At 69.0% G+C, this 22,933-nt stretch carries 27 protein-coding genes, 2 tRNA genes and 1 other RNA gene; 17 read left to right on the top strand and 13 right to left on the bottom strand.

Features of this window, described 5'->3' with window-relative positions:
* Position 1: 1 nt before the first annotated feature.
* The 6 genes from OG589_RS36675 to upp form a co-directional block, all read right to left on the bottom strand.
* Entirely contained in the window at positions 2–691 is a 690-nt protein-coding gene (locus OG589_RS36675) for a FadR/GntR family transcriptional regulator (protein WP_405142921.1), read from the bottom strand.
* A 103-nt stretch (positions 692–794) separates the two neighbouring features.
* A complete protein-coding gene (locus OG589_RS36680; protein WP_405142922.1) occupies positions 795–2,132 on the bottom strand; it encodes a helix-turn-helix domain-containing protein in 1,338 nt (445 codons plus the stop codon).
* A 132-nt stretch (positions 2,133–2,264) separates the two neighbouring features.
* A complete protein-coding gene (locus tag OG589_RS36685) occupies positions 2,265–2,792 on the bottom strand; it encodes a PH domain-containing protein (RefSeq protein ID WP_405142923.1) in 528 nt (175 codons plus the stop codon).
* On the bottom strand, positions 2,789–2,974 hold the full coding sequence (locus OG589_RS36690) for a hypothetical protein (RefSeq protein WP_363757878.1): 186 nt from the start codon (positions 2,972–2,974) through the stop codon (positions 2,789–2,791). Before OG589_RS36690 ends, OG589_RS36685 begins: the two co-directional genes overlap by 4 nt.
* An 88-nt stretch (positions 2,975–3,062) precedes the next feature.
* Positions 3,063–3,281 (bottom strand): three-helix bundle dimerization domain-containing protein, encoded by a 219-nt coding sequence (locus tag OG589_RS36695; protein ID WP_358551441.1) that lies wholly within the window; start codon positions 3,279–3,281, stop codon positions 3,063–3,065.
* Positions 3,282–3,410: 129 nt separating this feature from the next.
* Positions 3,411–4,049: a uracil phosphoribosyltransferase gene (gene upp, locus OG589_RS36700; RefSeq protein WP_405142925.1), complete on the bottom strand. Its 639-nt coding sequence runs from the start codon at positions 4,047–4,049 to the stop codon at positions 3,411–3,413.
* Between the two features lie 178 nt (positions 4,050–4,227).
* On the opposite strand from upp, the gene OG589_RS36705 reads away from it, so the two are divergent.
* The 4 genes from OG589_RS36705 (at position 4,228) to OG589_RS36720 (ending at position 5,864) form a co-directional block, all read left to right on the top strand.
* Entirely contained in the window at positions 4,228–4,716 is a 489-nt protein-coding gene (locus tag OG589_RS36705; RefSeq protein ID WP_363914120.1) for a tRNA adenosine deaminase-associated protein, read from the top strand.
* A gap of 17 nt (positions 4,717–4,733) precedes the next feature.
* A complete protein-coding gene (locus tag OG589_RS36710; protein ID WP_405142927.1) occupies positions 4,734–5,225 on the top strand; it encodes a tRNA adenosine deaminase-associated protein in 492 nt (163 codons plus the stop codon).
* A 42-nt stretch (positions 5,226–5,267) separates the two neighbouring features.
* Positions 5,268–5,702 (top strand): tRNA adenosine(34) deaminase TadA, encoded by a 435-nt coding sequence (gene tadA / locus OG589_RS36715; protein ID WP_405152203.1) that lies wholly within the window; start codon positions 5,268–5,270, stop codon positions 5,700–5,702.
* Between the two features lie 72 nt (positions 5,703–5,774).
* Positions 5,775–5,864 (top strand) — tRNA-Ser (locus OG589_RS36720).
* A gap of 247 nt (positions 5,865–6,111) precedes the next feature.
* Here the strand turns inward: OG589_RS36720 and OG589_RS36725 are convergent.
* On the bottom strand, positions 6,112–6,615 hold the full coding sequence (locus OG589_RS36725) for a GNAT family N-acetyltransferase (protein ID WP_405142928.1): 504 nt from the start codon (positions 6,613–6,615) through the stop codon (positions 6,112–6,114).
* A 466-nt stretch (positions 6,616–7,081) separates the two neighbouring features.
* On the opposite strand from OG589_RS36725, the gene OG589_RS36730 reads away from it, so the two are divergent.
* Positions 7,082–7,357, top strand: coding sequence for a hypothetical protein (locus OG589_RS36730; protein WP_405142929.1), 276 nt, complete (start codon positions 7,082–7,084; stop codon positions 7,355–7,357).
* A gap of 108 nt (positions 7,358–7,465) precedes the next feature.
* Here OG589_RS36730 and OG589_RS36735 read toward each other — a convergent pair whose 3' ends face one another.
* From OG589_RS36735 to OG589_RS36745, 3 genes are all read right to left on the bottom strand, one after another.
* Positions 7,466–8,338: a hypothetical protein gene (locus OG589_RS36735; protein WP_405142931.1), complete on the bottom strand. Its 873-nt coding sequence runs from the start codon at positions 8,336–8,338 to the stop codon at positions 7,466–7,468.
* A 146-nt stretch (positions 8,339–8,484) separates the two neighbouring features.
* Positions 8,485–8,802 (bottom strand): type II toxin-antitoxin system VapB family antitoxin, encoded by a 318-nt coding sequence (locus tag OG589_RS36740; RefSeq protein WP_405142932.1) that lies wholly within the window; start codon positions 8,800–8,802, stop codon positions 8,485–8,487.
* A 68-nt stretch (positions 8,803–8,870) separates the two neighbouring features.
* Entirely contained in the window at positions 8,871–9,746 is an 876-nt protein-coding gene (locus OG589_RS36745; RefSeq protein WP_405142934.1) for a neutral zinc metallopeptidase, read from the bottom strand.
* A gap of 264 nt (positions 9,747–10,010) precedes the next feature.
* On the opposite strand from OG589_RS36745, the gene OG589_RS36750 reads away from it, so the two are divergent.
* Both OG589_RS36750 and OG589_RS36755 read left to right on the top strand, forming a co-directional pair.
* Positions 10,011–10,325 carry a hypothetical protein gene (locus OG589_RS36750; protein ID WP_405142935.1) on the top strand — a complete coding sequence of 105 codons (315 nt, stop codon included), beginning with the start codon at positions 10,011–10,013 and terminating at the stop codon, positions 10,323–10,325.
* 196 nt (positions 10,326–10,521) lie between these two features.
* Positions 10,522–11,202 carry a GNAT family N-acetyltransferase gene (locus tag OG589_RS36755; RefSeq protein ID WP_405142936.1) on the top strand — a complete coding sequence of 227 codons (681 nt, stop codon included), beginning with the start codon at positions 10,522–10,524 and terminating at the stop codon, positions 11,200–11,202.
* A gap of 122 nt (positions 11,203–11,324) precedes the next feature.
* On the opposite strand, the gene OG589_RS36760 is transcribed toward OG589_RS36755, so the two are convergent.
* Positions 11,325–11,413: transfer RNA gene (locus tag OG589_RS36760), tRNA-Ser, on the bottom strand.
* A gap of 115 nt (positions 11,414–11,528) precedes the next feature.
* Here OG589_RS36760 and ffs point away from each other — a divergent pair.
* From ffs to OG589_RS36795, 7 genes are all read left to right on the top strand, one after another.
* Positions 11,529–11,624, top strand: an RNA gene (ffs, locus tag OG589_RS36765) — signal recognition particle sRNA small type.
* Positions 11,625–11,730: 106 nt separating this feature from the next.
* The gene (locus OG589_RS36770) at positions 11,731–14,010 is read left to right on the top strand and encodes a DNA polymerase III subunit gamma and tau (protein WP_405142938.1); all 2,280 of its coding nucleotides are present in this window, start codon (positions 11,731–11,733) and stop codon (positions 14,008–14,010) included.
* Between the two features lie 236 nt (positions 14,011–14,246).
* The gene (locus OG589_RS36775) at positions 14,247–14,594 is read left to right on the top strand and encodes a YbaB/EbfC family nucleoid-associated protein (protein ID WP_358551417.1); all 348 of its coding nucleotides are present in this window, start codon (positions 14,247–14,249) and stop codon (positions 14,592–14,594) included.
* Between the two features lie 5 nt (positions 14,595–14,599).
* Positions 14,600–15,199 (top strand): recombination mediator RecR, encoded by a 600-nt coding sequence (gene recR, locus OG589_RS36780; protein ID WP_405142939.1) that lies wholly within the window; start codon positions 14,600–14,602, stop codon positions 15,197–15,199.
* Positions 15,192–15,722 carry a DUF5063 domain-containing protein gene (locus OG589_RS36785; RefSeq protein ID WP_363914101.1) on the top strand — a complete coding sequence of 177 codons (531 nt, stop codon included), beginning with the start codon at positions 15,192–15,194 and terminating at the stop codon, positions 15,720–15,722. The genes recR and OG589_RS36785 overlap by 8 nt, the downstream gene beginning before the upstream one ends.
* A 178-nt stretch (positions 15,723–15,900) precedes the next feature.
* The gene (locus OG589_RS36790) at positions 15,901–17,175 is read left to right on the top strand and encodes an aspartate kinase (RefSeq protein ID WP_405142941.1); all 1,275 of its coding nucleotides are present in this window, start codon (positions 15,901–15,903) and stop codon (positions 17,173–17,175) included.
* The gene (locus tag OG589_RS36795; RefSeq protein WP_405142943.1) at positions 17,172–18,281 is read left to right on the top strand and encodes an aspartate-semialdehyde dehydrogenase; all 1,110 of its coding nucleotides are present in this window, start codon (positions 17,172–17,174) and stop codon (positions 18,279–18,281) included. Before OG589_RS36790 ends, OG589_RS36795 begins: the two co-directional genes overlap by 4 nt.
* A gap of 233 nt (positions 18,282–18,514) precedes the next feature.
* Here OG589_RS36795 and OG589_RS36800 read toward each other — a convergent pair whose 3' ends face one another.
* Positions 18,515–19,216 carry a hypothetical protein gene (locus OG589_RS36800; protein ID WP_405142945.1) on the bottom strand — a complete coding sequence of 234 codons (702 nt, stop codon included), beginning with the start codon at positions 19,214–19,216 and terminating at the stop codon, positions 18,515–18,517.
* A 204-nt stretch (positions 19,217–19,420) separates the two neighbouring features.
* Here OG589_RS36800 and OG589_RS36805 point away from each other — a divergent pair, with 204 nt between their 5' ends.
* The 3 genes from OG589_RS36805 (at position 19,421) to OG589_RS36815 (ending at position 21,603) form a co-directional block, all read left to right on the top strand.
* The gene (locus tag OG589_RS36805) at positions 19,421–20,095 is read left to right on the top strand and encodes a TetR family transcriptional regulator (protein ID WP_405142947.1); all 675 of its coding nucleotides are present in this window, start codon (positions 19,421–19,423) and stop codon (positions 20,093–20,095) included.
* Positions 20,096–20,177: 82 nt separating this feature from the next.
* On the top strand, positions 20,178–21,137 hold the full coding sequence (locus OG589_RS36810; protein ID WP_405142949.1) for an LLM class F420-dependent oxidoreductase: 960 nt from the start codon (positions 20,178–20,180) through the stop codon (positions 21,135–21,137).
* Between the two features lie 127 nt (positions 21,138–21,264).
* The gene (locus OG589_RS36815; RefSeq protein WP_405142951.1) at positions 21,265–21,603 is read left to right on the top strand and encodes a YkvA family protein; all 339 of its coding nucleotides are present in this window, start codon (positions 21,265–21,267) and stop codon (positions 21,601–21,603) included.
* Between the two features lie 75 nt (positions 21,604–21,678).
* Here the strand turns inward: OG589_RS36815 and OG589_RS36820 are convergent, their stop codons facing one another.
* Positions 21,679–22,875 (bottom strand): amidohydrolase family protein, encoded by a 1,197-nt coding sequence (locus tag OG589_RS36820; protein ID WP_405142953.1) that lies wholly within the window; start codon positions 22,873–22,875, stop codon positions 21,679–21,681.
* Positions 22,876–22,933 lie beyond the last annotated feature (58 nt).

A 22,933-nucleotide genomic window follows, 5' to 3' on the forward strand; every position in this document is an offset into this window, starting at 1 on the left:
GTCAGTCGAGGAGCGCGGGGGTGTCGGTGAGCGCGATCGCGATGTGCTCCATGCAGGCGTGGCCGGCGCGCTCGGCGGCGGCCGCGTCGCCGGAGGCGATCGCACGGGCGATGGAGTCGTGGGGGATGTGGCCGTTCTCCAGCGGCGCGCCCGCGGCGGCGATGCTCGCGCGCAGGGCGGCCGAGAAGTCCTTGTAGAGCTCGATGAGCACGCGGTTGTGCGTGGCCTCGACGACCGCGATGTGGAAGGCCAGGTCGGCCTCCACGAAGGCGTCGACCTCGGCCTCCACCCACGCCTGCTCCCGGCGGGCGAGCGCCGCCTCGATCAGCTCGATGTCCCCCTCGGTGCGCCGGACGGCCGCGAGCTTGGCGGCCTCGACCTCCAGCGCCCGGCGCACCTCGAGGATCTCCAGGTGTTCGGCCGCACGCAGGCGCCTGGCCATGGCTCCGGAGAGCTCGCTGGTGGCGCGCACGTACGTGCCGTCGCCCTGGCGGCACTCCAGCAGGCCCGCGTGGGTGAGGGCGCGGACCGCCTCGCGCACGGTGTTACGACCGACGCCGAGCTGCTCAGCGAGCACCGTCTCCGTAGGGATCTTGGCATGCAGGTGCCAGGATCCGGAGGTGATCTGGTCCTTGAGCTGCTCGATCACCTGGTCGACGAGGGAAGCCCGCTGCGCCGTACGCAGACTCACAGTCTGCCTCCTCCGGGAAACCAATCATCCTACGAGTCAATGATTGGTCGACCTTAATTATTCCGGTGTCTCCGCGCCAAATCCGGAGCTCCGGCGGGGAGGCCTACCGTGCGAAAACCGCGGACGTCACGGCACCGGCGACGGTCGACCTGACTCCGACCGCTTCGAGTGCCCTACGATACGCGCCCGTCTGCTGCTCCCGGTTACCGGCCTTGCCCCACAGGTCGCCCAGCTCGCGCCAGACGCCCGCGATCTCCCGGTCGCGGACCGTTCCCGCGGCCGGCGCAGCCGACAGCAGGGCTCCGGCGCGCTCCAGATGCGTCTTGAGAGCGCCGTCGGACCGTGCCAAAGCGGCCTCGGCCAGCACCAGGTGCCCGGACGCCGCGAGGGTTCCGGGAGCGCCGGACAGCAGCTCCAGGGCCTTCGAGGCGAGGTCCTCCGCGCGACGGGCGTCGCCTGACCTGAGCTGGACGCGTGCCAGCGCGATCAGGCTCCGCGAGTGCTCGACGGACTCGGCCGGGAGTACGGAGAAGACCTGGGTGGCGCGGGAGACGAGCTCGTCGACCTGGTCCAGGCCGCCAGTGGCGCGGGACGCGGAGATCTCCGCCCAGCGCATGGCGATGCGGGCCATCTGGGCGGCGATCCTCGCGGGCCGGCCCGCGGAGAGGGCGTCATCGGCGAACTGCACCGCGAGCGCCGAATCCTCGCCCTCGGCGGCCGAGACACTGGCCTGCCAGAGCGAGAGGATCTCCGTCGTACGGTCGGCCGGGACGGGCACGCCGGTCTCGGCGAGCACCTGCTCGACGTACGGCAGCCCGATCTCGGCGTCGGCCAGCGCCGCGGCGAGGTCGACGGCGACCTCCCCGTGGAAAAGTGACAGTTGTGTCACCTGGTCCAGCGCCTTGGTACCCAGATCGCGGGCACGCATGACATCGCCGGCGCGCTGGTAGCACCGGCACAGCGCCACGGTGAGCGGCACGTCGGCCAGGCGCTCGGGGTGCGCGGCGGCCTCGCGGCGCAGGCGCTCGTACGCCTCGACCGCGCGCCCGATGCGACCCTGGGCCTCCAGAGCACGCGCACGCCCGAGGCGGGCATGCGCGGCGAGGAGCGCGTTGTCCTCGCCCGCGGCCTTGACGATGTCGCCGAAACGGTCCGCGGCGATGGCCGCGTCCCCGTGGTAAAGCTCCAGCTCAGCGTGACGCAACCCGAGCTCGGTGTCGATGCGCTGGCGCGGCTCGATCCCGTGGAGGAGAAACTCGGTGGTGCATCCTAGGCGTTCCGCGAGCAGGCGGGCGACCACCGGCGTCGGAGTGCGCTTGCCGGACTCGATGAGAGAGACATAACTGTCGGAGAGGTCGGGTCCAGCCAGCTGGGCCTGAGACATTCTCCTGCTCAGACGCAGCCCGCGGACGCGGTCACCGATGGTTCCCTGACTCGGCATGTGATCTCTTAGGGCGGGGGTATGGTCAATGGTTCCGCCATGATGGCACGAAGCAGCCGAATCGGGTATACCCACGTCAAGAATCCCGAGGGGAAGTCTGTCTCACCCCTCGGGATTCAGGACGAAAGCGGACTAATCATCGTCGTCAGAACTGGGAAAGAGCATCTGGCAGACCTCGAGGTACAGGGTCTCCGGATACGGAATGAAGGGGACCGTCGACAGGGCCTGATCTTGACCCGCCGACTCCAGGACGAACTCGCCGTACCCCAGCATGCGGCCGAGCAGTGAGCGCTGGAAGCTCATGTCGGTCACCTTGCCGAGTGGCATCATCGCCACCCGGCGAGTGATCAGCCCGGTGGTCAGCAGCATGCGCTTGGACGTCACCACGAAGTAGTCGACCGACCACTCCGCCACCTTCCACACGAAGCGGATCAGTAACAGAAGCCAGGCCCACCAGACGATGACCAACGCCTGCGACCCCTGGTTCGCACCGAGCCACTTGCTCAGCAGCCCCGCCAGCACCAGGCCGCCGAAGACCTCGGCGACCGGGCGTAACAGGACGGCCGGGTGGCGCCGCACCATGATGACCTGGTGTTCGTGGGGGAGAAGGTAACGATTGACCGACGACGGAGCAGAGTCCCCGTGGGTCACAAGTCTCATGTCAGCTTCGTGAAGAATAGAGCCAGCGAATCCGCGGCATTCACCACAGTGTCCATTGCTCCCTTGACCGCGCTTGCCGCGTCAGCCGGTCTGGTGAACAGGTAGAAAGCCACAAACGCGATGGCTGCGTACGTTAGAACCTTCTTGACCTGCACTGCCGCCTCCGTTAACCACTCACCCACTGCACCCACCGTATACATTACCCAGCCGCATGGCCGGGTAAAGCGCATCCGCACCCCATAGTCTTTAGGGGTCTGGATGTGACCTGCGTCACCCCTGCTCGCCGGCGACCACTGCCAGCACCTGGAGGTGCTTGCGAGCGATTCGCTCGACCAAGCTGGGGTACGCGTAACCAGTGACTTCCATCGCACCGTGGTGAGCCGCTTCGATGCAGCGCGTCACCGTCGCGGCGGGATGAACCCCGGCGAACTCGACCTTAAGCACGGTCTCGACCTGTGTATAGGCGTCAATATCCGGCAGCTGGTCCATAGCTCTCCCAGGTGTGCGTTCACGGCCTGAGGGACCGGAACACAGTGACATCGTCATCACTCTGTGTACCCACCGAAACACATTATGTAACGAGACGATCGTCAACCTGAGGAAAAGAAGGGAAAGGAATCAGACGACGCCGTAGAGGCGGTCGCCGGCGTCGCCGAGGCCGGGCACGATGTACCCGTTCTCGTTGAGCCGCTCGTCCAGCGCGGCCGTGACCACGCGCAGCGGCCGGAGGGAGTCGGCGAAGACCTTCTCCATGTAGGCCAGGCCTTCCGGGGCGGCCAGGAGGCAGATGGCCGTGACGTCCTCGGCGCCGCGCTCGAACAGCAGCTCGATCGCCGCCGCGAGGGTGCCGCCGGTCGCGAGCATGGGGTCGAGCACATAGCACTGGCGGCCGGAGAGATCTTCCGGAAGCCGGGTCGCGTAGGTCTGTGCCTTGAGGGTGCCCTCGTCGCGGATCATGCCGAGGAAGCCGACCTCGGCGGTGGGCAGCAGGCGGGTCATGCCGTCGAGCATGCCGAGGCCCGCGCGGAGGATCGGCACGACCAGGGGTGCGGGGCGCGCCAGCCGTACCCCGTGGGCGGGGGCGACGGGGGTTTCGACCGTCGCCTCGGTGACCCGCACGTCGCGAGTCGCCTCGTACGCCAGCAGGGTGACGAGTTCGTCCGCGAGCCTGCGGAACGTCGGGGAGTCCGTGCGCACATCCCGCAGCGTGGTCAGCTTGTGGGCGACGAGCGGGTGGTCGACGACGAGGGTCTTCATGGCTGCCAAAGGTATCTCCTGAGACCGGGTAAATGGTACGAGTGGGGCGGTATCGGCCATCACACCCTAAGCTGGCCGGGCACACCCGTTTTTGATCACAATTTGCCCGAGGGGCGTACGGGGACTGAGTGATTCTGCGAGCATTGCCAACTGTAAGAACCGCGTCGGTGGGGTGAAGATGACAGACGTAGATGCTCTTGACTTCGCCATCGTGGTCTACCGCGAGGACGACCAGTGGGAAGCCGAGATGCTGCCCGTGGGTCTCACAGCGGACCTGCACGGGTTGATCCACTCCCTGCGTCAGCAGCCGAGCATGGGCACCACGATTGGCCTGGTCGCCGTGGGGGATGACTTCTTCGTGGCATTACGGGTGTTTGGCGAGCGCGTCGACGTCTTTCTTTCCGACATCACGGCATCGTGGGACTGGCCCCTGGCCCAGCAGATCCTCGAGTTGCTCGATGTCCCCGTGCCAGAAGAGGAGGAGCTCGACATGGTCCTCCCGGCAGGAGACCTGTCCATCTTCTCCGACCTCGGGCTCGACGAGATGGAGCTCGGCGCCCTCTCCGGTGATCTCGAACTGCTGCCTGATGAGGTGCTTTCCAGCATCGCCGCGCGGCTCGGGTTCTCCCAGCCGTTTGAACGTGCCGTCGACTCAGCCCTCGGCTGACCTCGGGAGCCCCGATCATGCCCTCGAGACCAACTCACAGCGCCATGTTCGCCGCCGCCTTCGTCCGCACGCCCCAGGGGTGGAGCGGCTCGGAGGTCGACCTCACGAGCGCCGAGATCGCCGACGACCTCGGTGACGCCGTGCAGGATGCCCTCGGCCTGCAGGGCGACGAGCTCGCCCTGCTCTGCGTCGAGGTGGAGGACGAGTGGTTCGCCCTCGTCCGTTATGACGGCGACGCCGAGCCCCGGGCGTTCGTCTCAGACGTCCACTCCGCGGCGAGCGACGCCCTCGGAGAGCTCTTCAGCGAGCTCGCGGGGGTGCTGGTGCCCGACAAGGAGGCCGACCTCGGCGTCCGGCCCGCCGGTGACTTCGAGCTGCTGAACGACCTCGGGGTGAGCGCCGAGGAGCTGCTGGAGCTCAGCATGGAGGAGGGCGTCCTCCCCGCCGACACCCTGTCGGTGATCGCCGAGAAGCTCTCCTTCGCCGACGAGCTCGACCGGCTGCACTAGCGCGAGATCGCGTACGTGAGCGGGCCCGGCTTCGAGGAACCCATGCGGCTCGCGCTGGCGCAGGCCGTGAGGGCGGGCGAGCGGGGCGAGGTGCCGGTCGGCGCGGTCGTCCTCGGGCCCTCTGGCGAGGTGCTGGCGGCGGCCGGCAACGATCGTGAGGCGAGCGCCGATCCCACGGCCCACGCGGAGATCCTGGCGCTGCGCGAGGCCGCCCGCGTACGCGGGGAATGGCGCCTGGCCGGCTGCACGCTGGTGGTCACCCTGGAGCCGTGCACGATGTGCGCGGGGGCCGCGGTGCTCGCGCGGGTCGACAGGGTCGTCTACGGCGCTGTGGACGAGAAGGCGGGCGCGGCCGGCTCGCTCTGGGACGTCGTCCGCGACCGGCGGCTGAACCACCGTCCCGAGGTGATCCTGGGCGTCCTCGCGGAGGAGTGTTCGGCCGTGCTCAGAGACTTCTTCGCGGACCGACGCCGATGAATGCCCCCTTTCTTCGCATGACGGACGGTTGCGACGCGCGAGCAGGGTCTCGGATCCGGTAGGCTGCTCGGCGGTGGAGTCGCCTAGTGGCCGAGGGCGCACGCCTCGAAAGCGTGTGATGGGGCAACCCATCCGTGGGTTCAAATCCCACCTCCACCGCCACCACGAAGGGCCCCCAGCCCGCACCACCGGCTGGGGGCCCTTCGCGTGTCACCACCTGGCATGGGTACGGGCTGTCGCCGACAAAAGACTTAATCGGGGCCGTCGGGGCCGTCGTGGTGGGAGCTGGGTTGTCGGGTCCCGAGGGGGCGACGCCTCGTGCTGCACATTCCGGACATAATGCGATAAGCCGGGTTATGTTCCTTGGACTTCCTTGATGGTGCCCGCCGGGCCGTGCCGTGATTTATGGCTATACGTCGTCAAATGGCGGTGCATACGTGAATTCGCCGCATATGGCGGGGGTATAGGTGCTCAGAGTGCGGGCCTGGAAGTTCGGCGCCCATCCCGGGACCGGCGGCGTGATTCCGTACTCCTCGGCCAGGCGGAAACCGAACAGCGGGTAGTAGTCGCTGTGGCCGAGCAGCACGACAAGGGGTTCGCCGAGCGCGTCCGCGGCCCCGAGCACGGCGTGCATGAGCGCGTGACCGACTCCCCGGCGCTGGAAGGCGGGAAGCACGCCGAGCGGACCGAGCCCGAGCACGGGGACGGCACCCACGGAAGCCCGGCTGCAGACCACGTGTCCCACGACGGATCCGTCGCCCGAGGTGGCCACCAGGGACAGCTCGGGGATCCAGGCGTCGCAGGCCCGCAACGCGTCGACCAGGCGGGCCTCCACGGACCCCTGAATGCTCTCCACGGACGCCTGAACGCTCTCCGTGGGGGCTTGGCTGGTGGCGAAGGCTGCGGTGTGCACCTCGCGGATGCTCGGGATATCTGCTGGAAGTTCACGTCGTATCAACACTTGTTCAGGCTTTCGGCCCTCAGCACAAGCCGTCAACCGAATAAGCCCTCGGCCCGAGCCCCGAGGCCGGGCCGTACGGATGCGGGGGCGGGGGCCCGCAGGGGCGGAAAGCTTCCCGGATTTCCTTGGTACACCGGTGAATCGGAAGCCTCCCACTGCCGTCTCGTGGCCGTGAAAGCGCCCGAATCGGATTCAGAGATGCGCCGAATGTCCGAAACCAAGCCTTTGCCTCTTACGGGATGCTCGCTGGATTTCGTCCGGTTACGGTGAGATATGTAGTTTCTCGCGACGTTTTGGGATATCCCGAGGAAACCAATACGAAGCTCCGCATGCCCGGGTTGTCGCCCGGGCCTCAGACCACCTCTATTAACGGAAGTGATCTCCTATGCTCAGAAAAGCTCTCGCCACCGGATTCCTTGTGGCTTCCGTCCTTGTCATCCCGGGGACGGTGGCGGTGACCTCCGCCAGCGCGTCCACCGTGGCAGGCGCCTCTGTGGCCTCTCCGACCACCGACCACAGCTCCTGTAAGGGCAAGCGGTGTGCCACCAGGCAGGCCCACCACAAGAAGAAGCGCGTCACGCACCACAAGAAGCACAGCACCAAGCACAAGAAGAAGCACGCCAGCGGCCTGCACAAGAAGGCGCACGCCCACAAGAAGACCCACAGGATGGGGCACATCATCAGGCACCACTAGAAGCGGCCCCGCTCCTGGCCACTTCTCCGTCGCCCCGCGAGGACCTCCTCTCGGGGCGACCGTCGCGGGCGGGCGTGCAATCACCGTCCCGCCCCGGAAGTCTCCCTCTCAGGGGTCGAGGGTGGTCTCCTCGACGTTCTCCATGCGGCCGTAGAGCACCTGTTCGTTGATCTCCAGATTGTTGATCAGCCGCAGGGCAGCCGTGATGGCGCGGCCGACTAGCTCGCCGCCCACCTCGCCGTACTCGATCTGGAGGATCGTGTTCGCGGCGCGCTCGTCGGCGGCTACGCGCTGGGGATCGTGCCAGGCGCCCTCCGCGCCGGTCTCCGTGGCGGTGCGCATGATGGACCCGATGGCATGCGCCTTGGCCTTGGGAATCGTCAGGGTGAGCAGCTCGCGCTCCACGCGATCGAGCCACACGCCGTCCTCGGCGCCGCCGAACAGCAGCGCGTGCAGGAGATCCTTCGACTCGGTCAGCAGCGCCTCCCCGCTGGGCGCGCGGTGCTCGGGGGAGATGAGCGGGCCGCCCTTGTGCGGCGGATCGAGAAGGTGGCCCTCGCCCTCCAGGACCTCGCGGGTCAGCGCCCGGTAGCGCTCGACGTAGCCCGGCAGGGAGGTGTGGTCGAGGGCGAGCCGGCGGATGCGGGCGGCCCTGGCGGCACGGTCGCTCTCCTCCTGCTGAGGGACCTGACCGTTCGCAGCCTGGTCGTAGCCGGCGTCCTCCGCCGTGGCCTCGTGCTCGCCGTGCTCGCCGTCGCTCTCCCGGACCGGACGGGCGTACGCGCCTTCCTCGGCCGAAGGGCCCCGCGGCACCTGCCTGGGGATGGAGTACGTGATCTCGTCCGGCCGCAGGACCAACGCCATCAACTGCTCGACCAGCCAGTCCGTGGGTTGCTCGTGGAGGCGTACGCGCAGCCGTTCGCGCAGCTCTCCGGCGAGCTCTTCACGGACCTGCGCCACGAGGTGTGTGACATCTCGCATTGGGTCACCGTCCGACGTTGCGTTCCAGCGGCCTGAGCCGTGTCGCCCCTCGCGACTGTCGCAGCTTAGGAACCCGGAGCCCGCGGGATGGCCGGCAAGGGAACTGTTTTACCTATGACGCCGGCGGATGACGTGCGGTATGCGGATCATTCGGATGGGGCGGCCGTGGGAGCGTCCACATCGAGCACCCGCGCGTGGAGCACCGAGCGCTGGTGCAGCGCCGCGCGCAGCGCGCGGTGCAACCCGTCCTCAAGATAGAACTCGCCACGCCACTGCACGACATGAGGGAAAAGATCGCCGTAGAACGTCGAGTCCTTGGCGAGCAGGGAATGCAGGTCGAGCACCGCCTTCGTGGTGATCAATGAGTCGAGCCTGACCTGCCGGGGCGGTATGCGCGCCCATTCACGATGCGACAGGCCATGCTCGGGGTAAGGGCGGTTGTCACCGACTGACTTGAAGATCACCTATTCAGTTTAAGAGAGTTTTCGACCTTTCCCTGCTTCAGCGACTCGGCGATGAGGTGCCGAGCGGCTCAGATGCTGCCCGAGAAGGTGTCGCACCGCCCGGGATCACCGGACTTGTATCCGGTGCTGAACCACTTCGTGCGCTGCTGCGACGTGCCATGCGTGAAGCCTTCCGGATCGACCCGGCCCTGGGCCTTCTGCTGGATCCGGTCGTCTCCGACGGCGGCCGCGGCGTCGAGCGCCTCCTGGATGTCGGTGTCGGTGAAGGGCTTCTCGTAGAAGCCGGTGTCCACGGCGTTCTTGGCCCAGACCCCCGCGTAACAGTCCGCCTGGAGCTCCAGCCGCACCGAGGCGCTGTCGGCGCCCTGGCTGTTGCCGCCGACCTTGTCCATGGTCCCCAGGAGGTCCTGCACGTGGTGGCCGTACTCGTGGGCGATGACGTACGCCTGGGCGAACGGGCCGCCCTTCGCGCCGAACTTGCTCTGCAGCTCGTCGAAGAAGGTCAGGTCCAGGTAGACGAGCTTGTCGCTCGGGCAGTAGAACGGCCCGACCTCCGACGTGGCCTGGCCGCACCCGGTGTTCACCGCCTGGGAGAACAGCACGGTCTTCGCCTTGGTGTACTGGCCGTTGCCCGCCTTGTCGAAGGCGTCCGTCCAATAGGCCTGGATGCTGTTCACCACGCCCACGACGCGGCAGTCTTCCGACTTGTCGGCGTCGGAGCCCTTCTTGCATTCCTGGGAGGCGTCAGAGGTCGGCTGGACACCCGTCGTGTCACCCCCGCCGGTGATGTCACCGGGGTTGATTCCGAAGATCAGGGCGGCGATAAGGGCGATGATGCCCGCCGCGCCTCCGCCGATGGCCAGCCCGCCACCGCGAAGCCCGCCACCGCCACCACGGTTCTCGACCTGCGAGGAATCAAGGTCGACATCGTCACGGAAATCCATTGGCCCGTTTTCCCTTTTCTTAGGTTTTCAGGGTCATTTATGAACCCGCTAGTTCCCCGGAGAGAAACGATCATGCGTGTCCCGTACAGAGTGGCAGGTCACGGCACCTCCCGGAGGCGACATGGCTCTTCTTCAAGGCTGTCACCGCTGCGGGCCAACGGAGTGCCGTGATCGGCCCGACCAGGGCGCGGGATACCGGGCCGCGGGTCTACGGCTGGTTATCGTGGCGATCAGGTGACCACTTACAGTGATATGGAGGCGACCTTGCGTACGGTGCACGAGGAGCCGCTCCCCTATCAGGTGCCGCCTCCCGCCTTCTTCGTGCGGAGCGGCCCGATCATGCCTACGGGCAGGTGGATACGGGCCAAGGTCACATCCCAGGGCCCGCTCGTCGCCGGTCTGGTGCTGGCCCTGGCGGCCGGCACGGGCATGGGCCTCGGGCTGAGCCCCTCGTGCGCGCTGACCGCTCCGTTCTCGAGCGGCTTCGGCCCCGAACCCCGCCCCCCGGACCACTCGGGCCTGCCGTACGTCGTCCAGTGGCGGCCCATGCCTCCGGACCTGCCTTCCGGCCACCATTAGCAGCTACGGCGGAACACCAAAAGGGCCGGCCCGCACGCGCGGCCCGACCGCCTGCCTGGCGGTGTCCCGGGCGACACCATGGTCTTGGACCATTCGGGACTCGGACGGGATTCCCGCTTGGAGCGCGGTCACCTGGCCGAACGCCCGGAAACTCTCGCCGGATGAAGACCGTCACTCCTCACCGACCCGATATCCCGTGGCGAACCCGGCCGCCGGTGGTGAAGATTCCGGCATGTGTATCTTCCTGGAGACCAACCGGCTCGTGCTCCGCGAGTTCACTGAGGCCGACGCAGACCACCTGCTCGCACTGGACAACGACCCCGACGTCATGCGCTTCATCAACGGCGGCCGGCCCACGAGCCGCGAGGTGATCCAGGCACTGACCTTGCCGCGACTCCTCCACGACTACCCATGCTTCGGCAACCGCGGCTACTGGGCTGCGGAGCAGAAGACCACCAAGACCTTTCTGGGTTGGTTCGAGTTCCGGCCTGTGGCCGACCACAGCCCCGCCGTGGTCGAACTCGGCTACCGGCTGAACAAGGCCGCCTGGGGCGCCGGCTATGCCACGGAGGGGGCGCGAGCCCTGATCCGGAAGGGATTCACGGACCTTGAAGTGGAACGAGTGACCGCGAACACCATGACCGTCAACACGCGATCCCGGCGTGTGATGGAAAAGGCCGGCCTGTCATTCGTCCGGAGCTTTACTGGGGACTGGCCAGAGGCGATCGAGGGCTCCGAGCACGGCGAAGTCGAGTATGAAATCACCCGGGCCGAGTGGGAGCAGCGTCGGCATGACGGGGCGATACCAGCACGTGACCGACACCATGCGGCAGACCGTTGCCGATCAAGTGGGCGGGCTGCTCTGGAAGGTCGATGACGCCTCGGCGGACGGGGCCGAGAACCCCACCGATCAGGCCGACTGAGACCCAAACTGAGACCCGGACGCACTGAAGCCCGTTCCGCGATGGAACGGGCTTCTGCGTTTTGGCTGTTCAGCCGTGGCGGAGGATAGGAGATTCGAACTCCTGAGGGGTTGCCCCCAACACGCTTTCCAAGCGTGCGCCCTAGGCCAACTAGGCGAATCCTCCGCCGAGAAGCTTACCGGACTTCGGGGGCTGTGAAGACCACGACGATGACCACGAATCGGTCTCGGTGTTCGCGCGGTGGCGGCCACGAGCACTGCCGGGCACGGCTAGACTGTCACCGGACCCCTCGCACGGCGTCATCCTGTGAACCTCCCCAGGGCCGGAAGGCAGCAAGGATAAGCGGGCTCTGTCGGGTGTGCGAGGGGTCTCTTCGCTGGAGTTCCAGGACGGTTCCGTCACGTGAGCGAGCTGCTCGACCCTCGTGACACTCCCGGCCTTCCGGCGCATTCGCACTCCGACCCCCTAGGCGAGGAGACGGCATGAGTCTCGCCCTCTACCGCAAATACCGGCCTGGGACCTTCGCCGAAGTCAAGGGTCAGGAACACGTCACGGAGCCGCTGCGGCAGGCGCTGAGCACCGGCCGCATCAACCATGCCTACCTCTTCAGCGGTCCGCGCGGGTGTGGCAAGACCTCCAGCGCCCGCATCCTCGCCCGCTCGCTGAACTGCGAGAAGGGCCCGACGCCCGACCCCTGCGGCAAGTGCGAGTCCTGCGTGGCCCTCTCGTCCACAGGGCCGGGCCACCTTGACGTCATCGAGATCGACGCCGCCTCCCACGGAGGCGTGGACGACGCCCGCGACCTGCGTGAGCGCGCCTTCTTCGCCCCGGTCTCCGCGCGGTTCAAGATCTACATCATCGACGAGGCGCACATGGTGACCCGTGAGGGTTTCAACGCGCTGCTCAAGCTCGTCGAGGAGCCCCCGCCGCACCTGAAGTTCGTCTTCGCGACCACCGAGCCCGAGAAGGTCATCGGGACCATCAAGTCCCGCACCCACCACTACCCGTTCCGGCTGATGCCGCCGGCGACGCTGCGGCAGCTCCTGGAGGAGATCCTCGGCTCCGAGTCGGTGCCGTACGAGCCCGCCGCGCTGCCGCTGGTCGTGCGCGCGGGCGCGGGCTCGGCGCGTGACTCCCTCTCGATCCTCGACCAGCTGCTGGCGGGCGCCGACGACGCGGGCATCACCTACGCCCGCGCGGTCTCCCTCCTCGGTTACACCGACGCGGACCTGCTCGACGAGATCGTGCTGGCGTTCGCCAGGCGCGACGGCGCCCAGGTGTTCCAGGCGGTCAATCGCGTGATCGAGGGCGGTCACGACCCGCGTCGGTTCGCCATGGACCTGCTCGAGCGCTTCCGCGACCTGGTGGTGCTCGCCAACGTGCCGGAGGCCGCGGCGAACGGCCTGCTCGACCGTCCGGCCGACGAGCTGGAGCGGCTGGTCGAGCAGGCGGCGTCGATGGGGCCGGCCGAGGTGACCCGGGCCGCCGAGCTGTTCAACGCCGGGCTGACGGAGATGCGCGGTGCGACCTCCCCCCGGCTGCTGCTGGAGCTGATGTGCGCCCGGGTGCTGCTTCCCGCGGCCGAGCAGGGTGAGGCGGCGCTGCTCGCCCGGCTGGAGCGCCTTGAGCGGGGAGGGCCGGCCGCCACGGCCGCCCCGGTGCCCGGCTCCGTTCCTCCACCCGCCCCCGCCGGGCCTCCGGCGGCCGGCGCGGTGATCGCCGCCGACGAGCCGCACCACGCTCAGCCGGCACACCACGCTCAGCCGGCACACCACGCTCAGCCGGCACAGCACGTTCAGCCGGGACAGCACGCTCAGTCTGGTCGACCGGCGCAGCCTGTGCGGCAGGAACAGGCCGCGCAGCAGCCTCAGGCGGCCGAGGCGCGCCCGCCCGCCGCCCGCCCGCCCGCGGACGACTGGCCCGCCCCGTCGCGGCCCGGTGCCCCACAGGCGGCGCAGAGCCGCCCTGAGAGCACTCCCGCTCCCGCCCAGGTGTCACCGGCGGGCGGGGCCTTCCACCAGACGTGGCCGCAGATCCTCGACGTGCTCAAGCAGCGCTCCCCGGCCGTCTGGGCGAACGTCAACACCAACTCCCAGCTCATCGGCGTCGAGGGCAACATCGTCACGCTCGGCTTCAGCCAGGTCGGCGCCATGCGCAACTTCGTGAACGGCGCCAAGGACTCCGTGGTCGCGGCGGCGATCGCCGCGGTGATGGGCGGCAACTGGCGCGTGGAGGCCGTCGTCGGCAACTCGGGGGGCGGAGTGTCCCCTTCGGTCCCGGCCTCATCCGCTCCGGCGCAAGCCGTACGGCAGGCTCCCGCAGCGCGCCCGGCGTCATCGCGCCCGGACGGCCCGCAGGCGGCCCCCTCCCCGCCGGCGGCCCCGAGAGGGCCGGCCGGTGCCCAGGACGCGCCGGCGCAGGGGGGGCGGCCGGCCGTCGCGCAGCAGCCGCAGGCCGCGCCCTCGCCCTCGGACGACCCCTGGCCGGATGCGCCGCTTCCCGACGACGAGGGCACGGCGCCCAGGGCCGGTTTCACCGCCGCCCGTCCGGCGGCGCAGGCGGTCGCCCAGTCCGGGCCCCGGCAGGCGGGGCCCGCGGGGTGGCCCGACGCCGTACCGCGCCGTTCCGGCCCGCCGGCCAGTGAGGCCGACGAGGTCGATCCGTACAACGACGTGGACGCCGACGGCGACTCGCTGCGCGGCATGGCACTCGTCCAGCGGGAGCTCGGCGGGCAGATCATCAACGAGATCGACCACCCGTAGCCTCCGGCCGCAGGCTCATGCCGATTTACCCTTCCGGATCGGCCGCGAGGCCATGCCGGTCTGCCCTTTCCGGGATCGGCCGCAGGTCACGCCGATCCGCCCTTTCCGGGATCGGCCGGTCGCGGACGGTCCGCCGACCGGGGCTCCCCACACGAACACTGACGTGCGCCAGTGCAACATGCGTGGCAAACCCCGTAGGCTCGTGCCACACGCGAAGCCATGAGGAGCGCAAGATCGTGAATCCAGGGGATGTCAACTTGCAGCAGTTGCTGGAGCAGGCGCAGCTCATGCAGCAGCAGCTCGCGACGGCCCAGCAGGAGCTCAACGACGCGGAGGTCGAGGGCAGCGCCGGTGGCGGCCTCGTCGTCGCGACCGTCAACGGCAGTGGTGAGCTGCTCGAGCTGAAGATCAGCCCCAAGGCCATCGACTCCGGCGACCCGCAGGACACGGCCGATACGATCGCCGACCTGGTGATCGCGGCGGTGCGGGACGCCGTGCGGGCGGCCGCCGAGCTCCAGCAGGAGAAGCTCGGCCCGCTGGCGCAGGGCCTTGGCGGGGGCGGATTCCAGCTGCCGGGGTTTTAGCCGCCATGTATGAGGGGGTCGTCCAGAACCTGATCGACGAGTTGGGCCTGCTGCCCGGCGTCGGTCCCAAGAGCGCGCAGCGGATCGCCTTTCACCTGCTGTCCGCGGACCCTGCCGACGTCAAGCGGCTGGCGCACGCCCTGCTCGAGGTCAAGGAGAAGGTCCGGTTCTGCCGCGTCTGTGGGAACGTCGCGGCCGAGGAGGAGTGCCGGATCTGCCGGGACGTCCGGCGCGACCCCGCCGTCATCTGCGTGGTGGAGGAATCCAAGGACGTCGTCGCCATCGAAAAGACTCGTGAGTTCCGTGGCCGCTATCACGTGCTCGGCGGGGCGATCAGCCCCATCGAGGGCGTCGGCCCCGACGACCTGCGCATCCGCGAGCTGATGACACGGCTGGCGGACGGGCGGGTCACCGAGCTGATCCTGGCGACCGATCCGAACCTCGAGGGGGAGGCCACGGCGACCTATCTCGCCAGGCTGGTGAAACCCATGGGTTTGAAGGTGACACGATTGGCCAGCGGTCTGCCAGTGGGCGGAGACCTCGAGTACGCCGACGAGGTCACCTTGGGCCGCGCTTTCGAAGGACGGAGGCTGCTGGATGTTTGATGAGTGGAGCGCTCTCGCGGATCGCATCGCGGTGCATGCGCAGAACTACCTGGATGGCCTGACCAGGCTCGCGAGCGGCGAGGGCGGCGACGCGACGCTTCCCATGCTGCTCGTCGAGGTCTCCCAGGTCAGCCTGGCGGGCTCGCAGCTCGGAGCCGCGCAGGACGTGATCCTGCAGGGCAACTTCGAGCCCGCGACCGGCCCCGACCCCGACCTCGACGGGGTGCGCACGGCGCTCGCCACGCGTCTCGGCCCCGTGGACGACTACGCCGAGGTCTTCGACCCGTACAAGGACACCGTCGTCACGCCCTACCGGCTGTCCGACGATCTGGCGGCCGTCGCGGCCGACCTCATCCACGGGCTCGGCCACTACCGCGCGGGGCGCCCCCTGGAGGCGCTGTGGTGGTGGCAGTACTCCTACTTCAACACCTGGGGCAACCACGCGGGTGCCGCGATGCGGGCGCTGCAGGCGCTCGTCGCGCACACCCGGCTGGACGTGGTGGAGGAGACCACGACCGCCTGACCTTCCACGGGTGCTCGGGTCGGCCGTCAGCAGATCACGGCCGCTGATTGTCCACAGGCCGGCCCGGCTTTCCACAGCTCAGGGCCGGGGCTGTCCACATGCTGGCCAAATCAGTTGGGCCTTTCGGAGGCCCCAGTAGACTGTGAGCTCCGCAGACTGAACCTTTGGGAGACATCCCGTGGCGCTCGTTGTCCAAAAATACGGTGGTTCCTCCGTCGCCGACGCATCCGGCATCAAGCGGGTCGCTCAGCGAATCGTCGCGACGAAAAAAGCCGGCAACGACGTCGTGGTGATCGTCTCGGCGATGGGTGACACCACCGACGAGCTGCTCGACCTGGCCCAGCAGGTGACGCCGCTGCCCCCCGGGCGCGAGCTCGACATGCTGCTGACCGCCGGCGAGCGCATCTCGATGGCGTTGCTCGCGATGGCGATCGCCAACCTGGGTCACGAGGCCCGGTCGTTCACCGGCTCGCAGGCCGGTGTGATCACCGACTCGACCCACGGCAAGGCGCGCATCATCGATGTGACCCCGGGCCGCATCCAGGAGGCGGTCAGGGTCGGCCAGATCGCGATCGTGGCCGGCTTCCAGGGCGTCTCGCAGGACAAGAAGGACATCACGACGCTCGGCCGGGGTGGTTCCGACACCACGGCGGTCGCCCTCGCGGCGGCACTCGAAGCCGACGTCTGCGAGATCTACACCGATGTCGACGGCATCTTCACCGCCGATCCGCGCATCGTCGCCGCCGCCCGCCAGATCCCGAGGATCTCCTACGAGGAGGCCATGGAGATGGCCGCGTGCGGCGCCAAGATCCTGCACCTGCGCTGCGTGGAGTACGCCCGGCGGTTCGACCTGCCGATCCACGTCAGAAGCTCGTTCAGCAGCAAGGAAGGCACATGGGTCGTCTCCGATCCCAACACTGAAGGAAACGAGATGGAGCAGCCGATCATCTCCGGTGTCGCACACGACCGGAGCGAGGCAAAGATCACTGTCGTCGGTGTGCCCGACAAGGTCGGAGAGGCCGCGGCCATCTTCCGGACGCTCGCCGATGTCGAGATCAACATCGACATGATCGTGCAGAACATCTCGGCCGCCGCCACCGGGCGCACCGACATCTCCTTCACGCTGCCCTCCGCCGACGGCACGGTCGCGGTCACGGCCCTGAAGCGCATCCAGGAGCAGATCGGCTTCGAGAAGATCCTCTTCGACGACCAGATCGGCAAGGTGTCGCTGGTGGGCGCGGGCATGCGCTCGCATCCCGGCGTCACCGCCAAGTTCTTCGGCGCCCTGGCCGACGCCGGCGTCAACATCGAGATGATCTCGACCTCCGAGATCCGCATCTCGGTCATCGTCGGGCAGGAAGAGGTGGACGCGGCCGTCACCGCGGCCCACCGGGCGTTCGACCTCGACGTCGACCAGGTCGAGGCCGTGGTCTACGGGGGTACCGGACGATGAGCGACCAGCCAGTGCGCGCCAGCGAGGAGAGTGACCCCGGAGTGAACGCCACCAAGCCCACCCTCGCCGTCGTCGGCGCGACCGGTGCCGTCGGCACGGTGATGCTCGACATCCTGTCCAACCGCCCCGACGTGTGGGGAGAGATCCGCCTCATCGCCTCGGCTCGCTCGGCGGGCAAGAGGCTCCTGGTCCGCGGGCAGGAGGTCGAGGTCGTCGCGCTGTCGCCCGAGGCCTTCGACGGTGTCGACGTGGCCATGTTCGACGTGCCCGACGAGGTGTCGGCCGAGTGGGCGCCGATCGCGGCCTCCCGTGGCGCGGTCGCGGTCGACAACTCCGGCGCCTTCCGCATGGACCCCGAGGTGCCCCTCGTCGTGCCCGAGTGCAACCCCGAGCAGGTGCGCGAGCGGCCCAAGGGCATCATCTCCAACCCCAACTGCACGACGCTGTCGATGATGGCCGCCCTCGGCGCCCTGCACCGCGAGTACGGCCTGACGGAGCTGGTCGTGGCCTCCTACCAGGCGGTCTCCGGCATGGGCGTCACCGGGCCCGAGCGGCTGTACGACGAGATCGCGGCCGTGGCGGGCAACCGCACCATCGGCACCGTGGCCGGTGACGTCCGCAAGGCCGTTCCCGACCTCGTCGACTCGCCGTTCCCCGCGCCGCTGGCGTTCAACGTGGTTCCCGCCGCGGGCTCCCTCAAGGAGGACGGCTGGTTCTCCGAGGAGCTGAAGGTCCGCAACGAGTCGCGCAAGATCCTCGGCATCCCCGGCCTGAAGGTCTCGGCGACCTGCGTGCGGGTTCCGGTCGTCACCACCCACTCGCTGGCGGTGCACGCCACCTTCGCCAGGCCGGTGACGGTGGAGTCCGCGCGGGCGGTGCTGGAGGCGGCCCCCACGGTCGTGGTCCTGGACGACCCGGCGAACGGCGTGTTCCCGACGCCGGCCGACGTGGTCGGCACCGACCCCACCTATGTCGGCCGCATCCGCCAGGCGCTCGACTTCCCGAACACCCTTGACATGTTCGTCTGCGGCGACAACCTCCGTAAGGGCGCGGCGCTCAACACCGCTGAGATCGCCGAGCTGCTCGCGGCGGAGTTCTCGGCGTAGGCATCCCGAGGTTCGGGCGTGGCACCCCGAGGGTGCGGCGCCCGGCTGGGGCGCACGACCGCGGCGCCCGCCTTGGGAGTGATGGGGAGTGTGGGAGTCTCGGCGGGACTCCCACCGGCCATGCGCGCCGCCGCGGGGGTGCGCGCGCCTCGGGTCGGAGACGCGTGTGCCGCCGCGAGCCGCGTGCTCGGTCGCGCACATGCCCGGCCGCCGGTGCGGGCGGGCCGTGCGGGTCACAGGAACATGATGTCCCAGTGGCTGGGCTCGTTGGCGTAGACCGTGTAGCCCTGTGGACGCCGTTCGTAGTACAGGCGGGCGCCGTCGCCGCGCACGCGCCCGATGCGCTTGTTCTTGATGAACCTGTCGACGCACTTGTTGTGCTCGACGTCGATCTTGTAGCCCGCTCCGTGGCTGTGGGCGCCGGGGGCGTGCCCCACCTCGGTTCCGCCTGTCACCATGACGTCGCAGCCGCTGCGCCGCTTGAGGTTGACCAGGCCCCACAGCGTGCCGAGCCGTACCGAGGCCAGCGACGTGCAGGAGTGCCGGTGCCGGTTGGCGCAGTGGCCCGATGACCTCCACCTCAGACCCGCGTGCTGGAGACGCCGCGCGGCCTGCGGGTGCTGGAGCCGTACGGCGCGGAAGAGCCGGTGCTGCTTCCACAGCACCGGGCTGACCATCCCGGCGGCGCGCCCGGCACGCGCCTGCCGGAGGGCGGCCTGCCGCAGCCTCCTGGCGTCGACCGCGCGGGGCGTGGCCGCCGTCGAGTAGGTCACGGCGCGGAGCCGCTGGGCGCGGGCGTCGGCAGGCGCGCCGGCCCGCTTGCGGGCCTCGTGGGGCATGGCCCCGTGCGCGGTCGTGCCCGAGCGGTTCGGAGTCGCCGCCGAGGCCGGTCCCGCGGAGGCAAGTGCCGTCACCGTGATCTGCACGGCGAGCAACGCGCAGGCACCAAGCCATGCGGGCCCCCGAGTGCATGGATGCAAACCCATATTGATCCTCTGTCGCAGGGCGCCCCTCCGCCAAGAGGATCTATCCCACCCTCGGAAAGTGCTGACTCCACTACTCTGCGTGTTTTTGCGGGAAAATGGCGGGCATGCTGTGCGTCTGTGACCTTGAAGGGCTACGGGTCGTACAGTGGCCACGTGGTCGAATCGACGCCGAGAGCGCGTGGGGGAGAAAAGACCCGGGAGGTCATCGTCGAAACGGCCCTGCGCCTCTTCCGGGAGCGGGGGTACGAGGCGACGACCATGCGGGCCATCGCGTCCCAGGCGGGCGTCTCGGTGGGGAACGCTTATTACTATTTTTCGTCCAAAGAGCAGTTAGTCCAGGCTTACTACGATCGGGCGCAGACCGAGCACGAGATCGCCTGCCGAGAGCTGCTCGCCACCGAGCGTAAGTTCGCCGCCCGACTCAGCGGCGTGCTCCGCGCCTGGGTTCAGGTCTCCGAGCCGTACCACGGGTTCGCCGTGAAGTTCTTCAAGCACGCGTCCGAGCCCAGCAACCCGCTCAGCCCCTTCAGCGGGGAGTCGACGCCCGCCAGGGAGGCGGCGATCGGCATCTACCGGCAGGTCGTGGAGGGCTCGGCCGACCGCATCGACGCCGAGCTGCGCGAGGAGCTGCCCGAGCTGCTGTGGCTGTCGTCCATGGGGATGGTGCTGTTCTGGGTGCACGACACCTCGCCCGGCTGCGAGCGCACGTACCGGCTGATCGAGGTGATGGTGCCGCTCATCGACCGGCTGGTGGGCCTGTCGCACCTGCCGGGCCTGCGCGGGGTGACCAAGGATTTCATCACCGCGATGCGGGAGCTCAGGGCCTGACGGCGTCGCCGGCTGCATGGTCCACCGGAACCCCCTACGCTCCATACCGTCCGGTTGGTATGGTCGGGGCAGGAGGTGGACAGTGAAGCGTTGGGGCATCACGATCCCGTTCTTCGATCTCACCATGGCCGAGTCCAAGGATCTGGTCGCCGAGCTGCCCGATCTCGGGTACACCGACGCCTGGTCCGCCGAGGTGGGCGGCACCGACGGCTTCGTCCCGCTGGCCCTGGCCGCCGACTGGGCCCCCGGGCTCCGCCTCGGCACCGCCATCATTCCGGTGTCGACCCGGGGCCCTGCCCTGCTCGCGATGTCGGCCGCGACGCTCGCCGACCTCGCGCCCGAGCGGTTCGTCCTCGGCATCGGGGCGTCGTCCCCGGTCATCGTGGAGCGCTGGAACGCCGGCGAGTTCGTCAGGCCGTACGGCAGGACGCGCGACACCCTGCGCTTCCTCAGGAAGGCGCTCGCCGGGGAGAAGGTCACGGAGAAGTACGAGACGTTCGAGGTCAAGGGCTTCCGGCTGGAGCGCGCCCCCAAGGTGGCCCCGAAGATCGTGCTGGCCGCCCTCCGCCCGCGCATGCTGCACCTGGCGGCCGAGGAGGCCGACGGCGCCATCACCAACTGGCTCTCGCCCGAGGACGTGCGCAAGGTGCGTGCCGAGGTGGGCCGGGAGACCGAGCTGATCGCCCGCCTGTTCGTGTGCGTCAGCGAGGACGCCGAGAAGGTCCGCGCGCTGGGCAGGAGGATGCTGGCCGCCTACCTCACCGTGCCGGTGTACGCGGCGTTCCACGACTGGCTCGGCCGGGGGGAGGTGCTCCGCCCGATGCGCGAGGCGTGGGCCGCGGGCGACCGCCAGGCGGCGCTCAAGGCCATCCCCGACGAGGTCGTGGACGAGCTGATCGTGCACGGTGACGCCGCGACCTGCCGGGCGCGGATCCGGCAGTACGTCGACAACGGCCTGACGACCCCCGTGCTCGCACCGATCGCGGGCGCCGAGGTCCCGATCCCGCAGGCGGTGCGCGACCTGGCCCCGGTCGCACCCTGATGCCCCTACCAGGCAGGGAACTCCGGGCGGCGCGCCGGACGTTATCGAGGAGCACGGAAGGGTAGTGGCGCGGTCAAATGATCCGACCGTGCGCGCGTGATCGTGGGCACAGACGGAGGTGGCCATCATGAGCAAGGCTGGACGCGCGACCGCGGCCTATCGCGCCTACCGGGAAGTGAGCCGGCCGGGCTCGCCGGGTCTGATGACCCGGATCAAGGCGCTGCCGAGGATGATCGGGGGCTCCCTCCGCGGGGAGTATCAGGACCTGGGCAAGCGCAAGCTGACCCTCATGGGGCTCGGCATCCTCTACATCGTCTCGCCCATCGACGTGATCCCCGACTTCCTGCCGCTGATCGGCGTGACCGACGACTTCGGCGTGTTCCTGTGGCTGATGACCTCTCTCCTCGGCGAGAGCGGCCGATACCTCGACTGGGAGCACAAGAAGGTACGCGGTGAAGTCCTGTAGTGCCGGCTGGAGCGCCGCGGCGCACCGGGCCCCGGGATTGCGCGAAGGACCGTTCCCGGGGCCGTACAGCGGGTTCTAGAGCTCTTCTCTGAGCAGCCAGGCGCGCGAGGGCAGGGGATGCCCGAATAGGCGTGCCGCGTTGCCGTACGCCACCCTGGCGATGTCGGCGGGCGGCAGGCTGCCGAGGTGACGCGCCAGCGCCTGCTGCACGTCGGGCCAGGTGGACTCCGAGCGGGGATAGCCGCTTTCGAGCAGCACGTGCTCCAGCCCAACGGCCAAGCGCACGCCCGACAGGGCGTAGTCGTCCAGCGTGCCGAAGTAGAAGTTGCGGCGGAGCACCTCGCTGGGCTTGAGGCCGCCCTCCCACGTGGCCTCCCCGGCCACCGGGTGGTCGAGCGCGTAGTCGGCGCGGGAGGCCAGCATGGGCAGCCACCCGACCCCGCCCTCGACGATGAGGATGCGCAGCTTCGGGAAGCGCAGCGGCACGCCCGACCAGAGCCAGTCGGCGCAGGCGAACATCGCGCTCGCCGGGATCATCGTGGTGATGGCCTCGATGGGGGTGTCGGGCGAGGGCACCGGCGACCACGACGAGGCGCCGGTGTGCAGGCACACGACCGTGCCGGTCTCCTCGCACGCGGCGAAGAAGGGATCCCAGTGGCCGGTGTGGATGGACGGCAGCCGCAGCCGGGTCGGGAACTCGGGGAACACCACGGCCTTGAAGCCGCGCGCGGCGTTGGCGCGGATCTCCTTGGCGGCGATCTCGGGATCGGGCAGCCAGGGGAGCTGGAGCGCGATGATGCGCTCGGGGTAGGTGCCGGCCCAGACGTCGCAGTGCCAGTCGTTCCACGCCTGGGTGAGGGCCAGGCCGAGGTCCTGGTCGCGGGTCTTGGCGAAGGCCATGCCCGACTGCACCGCCAGCATGCCGGGGAAGCTCAGCGCCGCCCATACCCCCGCGATGTCCATGTCCTGGATGCGGGCCTCGATGTCGTGGCAGCCGGGCCTCATCTGCTCGAACCGCACCGGGTCGAGGGTCCACTGGTCACGCGGCAGCCCGGCTCCGGCGTCGAGGCCGGCGCACGCGTAGGTGCCTCCGCCGTACCGCCACACCTGATGGCCCGCCTCGGTCTCGACGACCTTGGGCGCCAGGTCGACGTACTTCTCGGGGAGCCGGTCGTCGAACAGATCCGGCGGCTCAATCAGGTGATCGTCGACGCTGATGATCACATAATCTCGCCGCCTCGGCTCGGGGTCAGGGGGCAGCGATGTGTTCACAGGGAAAACCGTATGCCGCAGGAATAACACCAGACAAGCTGGCAGGTCTCCGGTTGGT

Source organism: Sphaerisporangium sp. NBC_01403 (assembly GCF_045040145.1).
GTDB classification, from domain to species: domain Bacteria; phylum Actinomycetota; class Actinomycetes; order Streptosporangiales; family Streptosporangiaceae; genus Sphaerisporangium; species Sphaerisporangium viridialbum.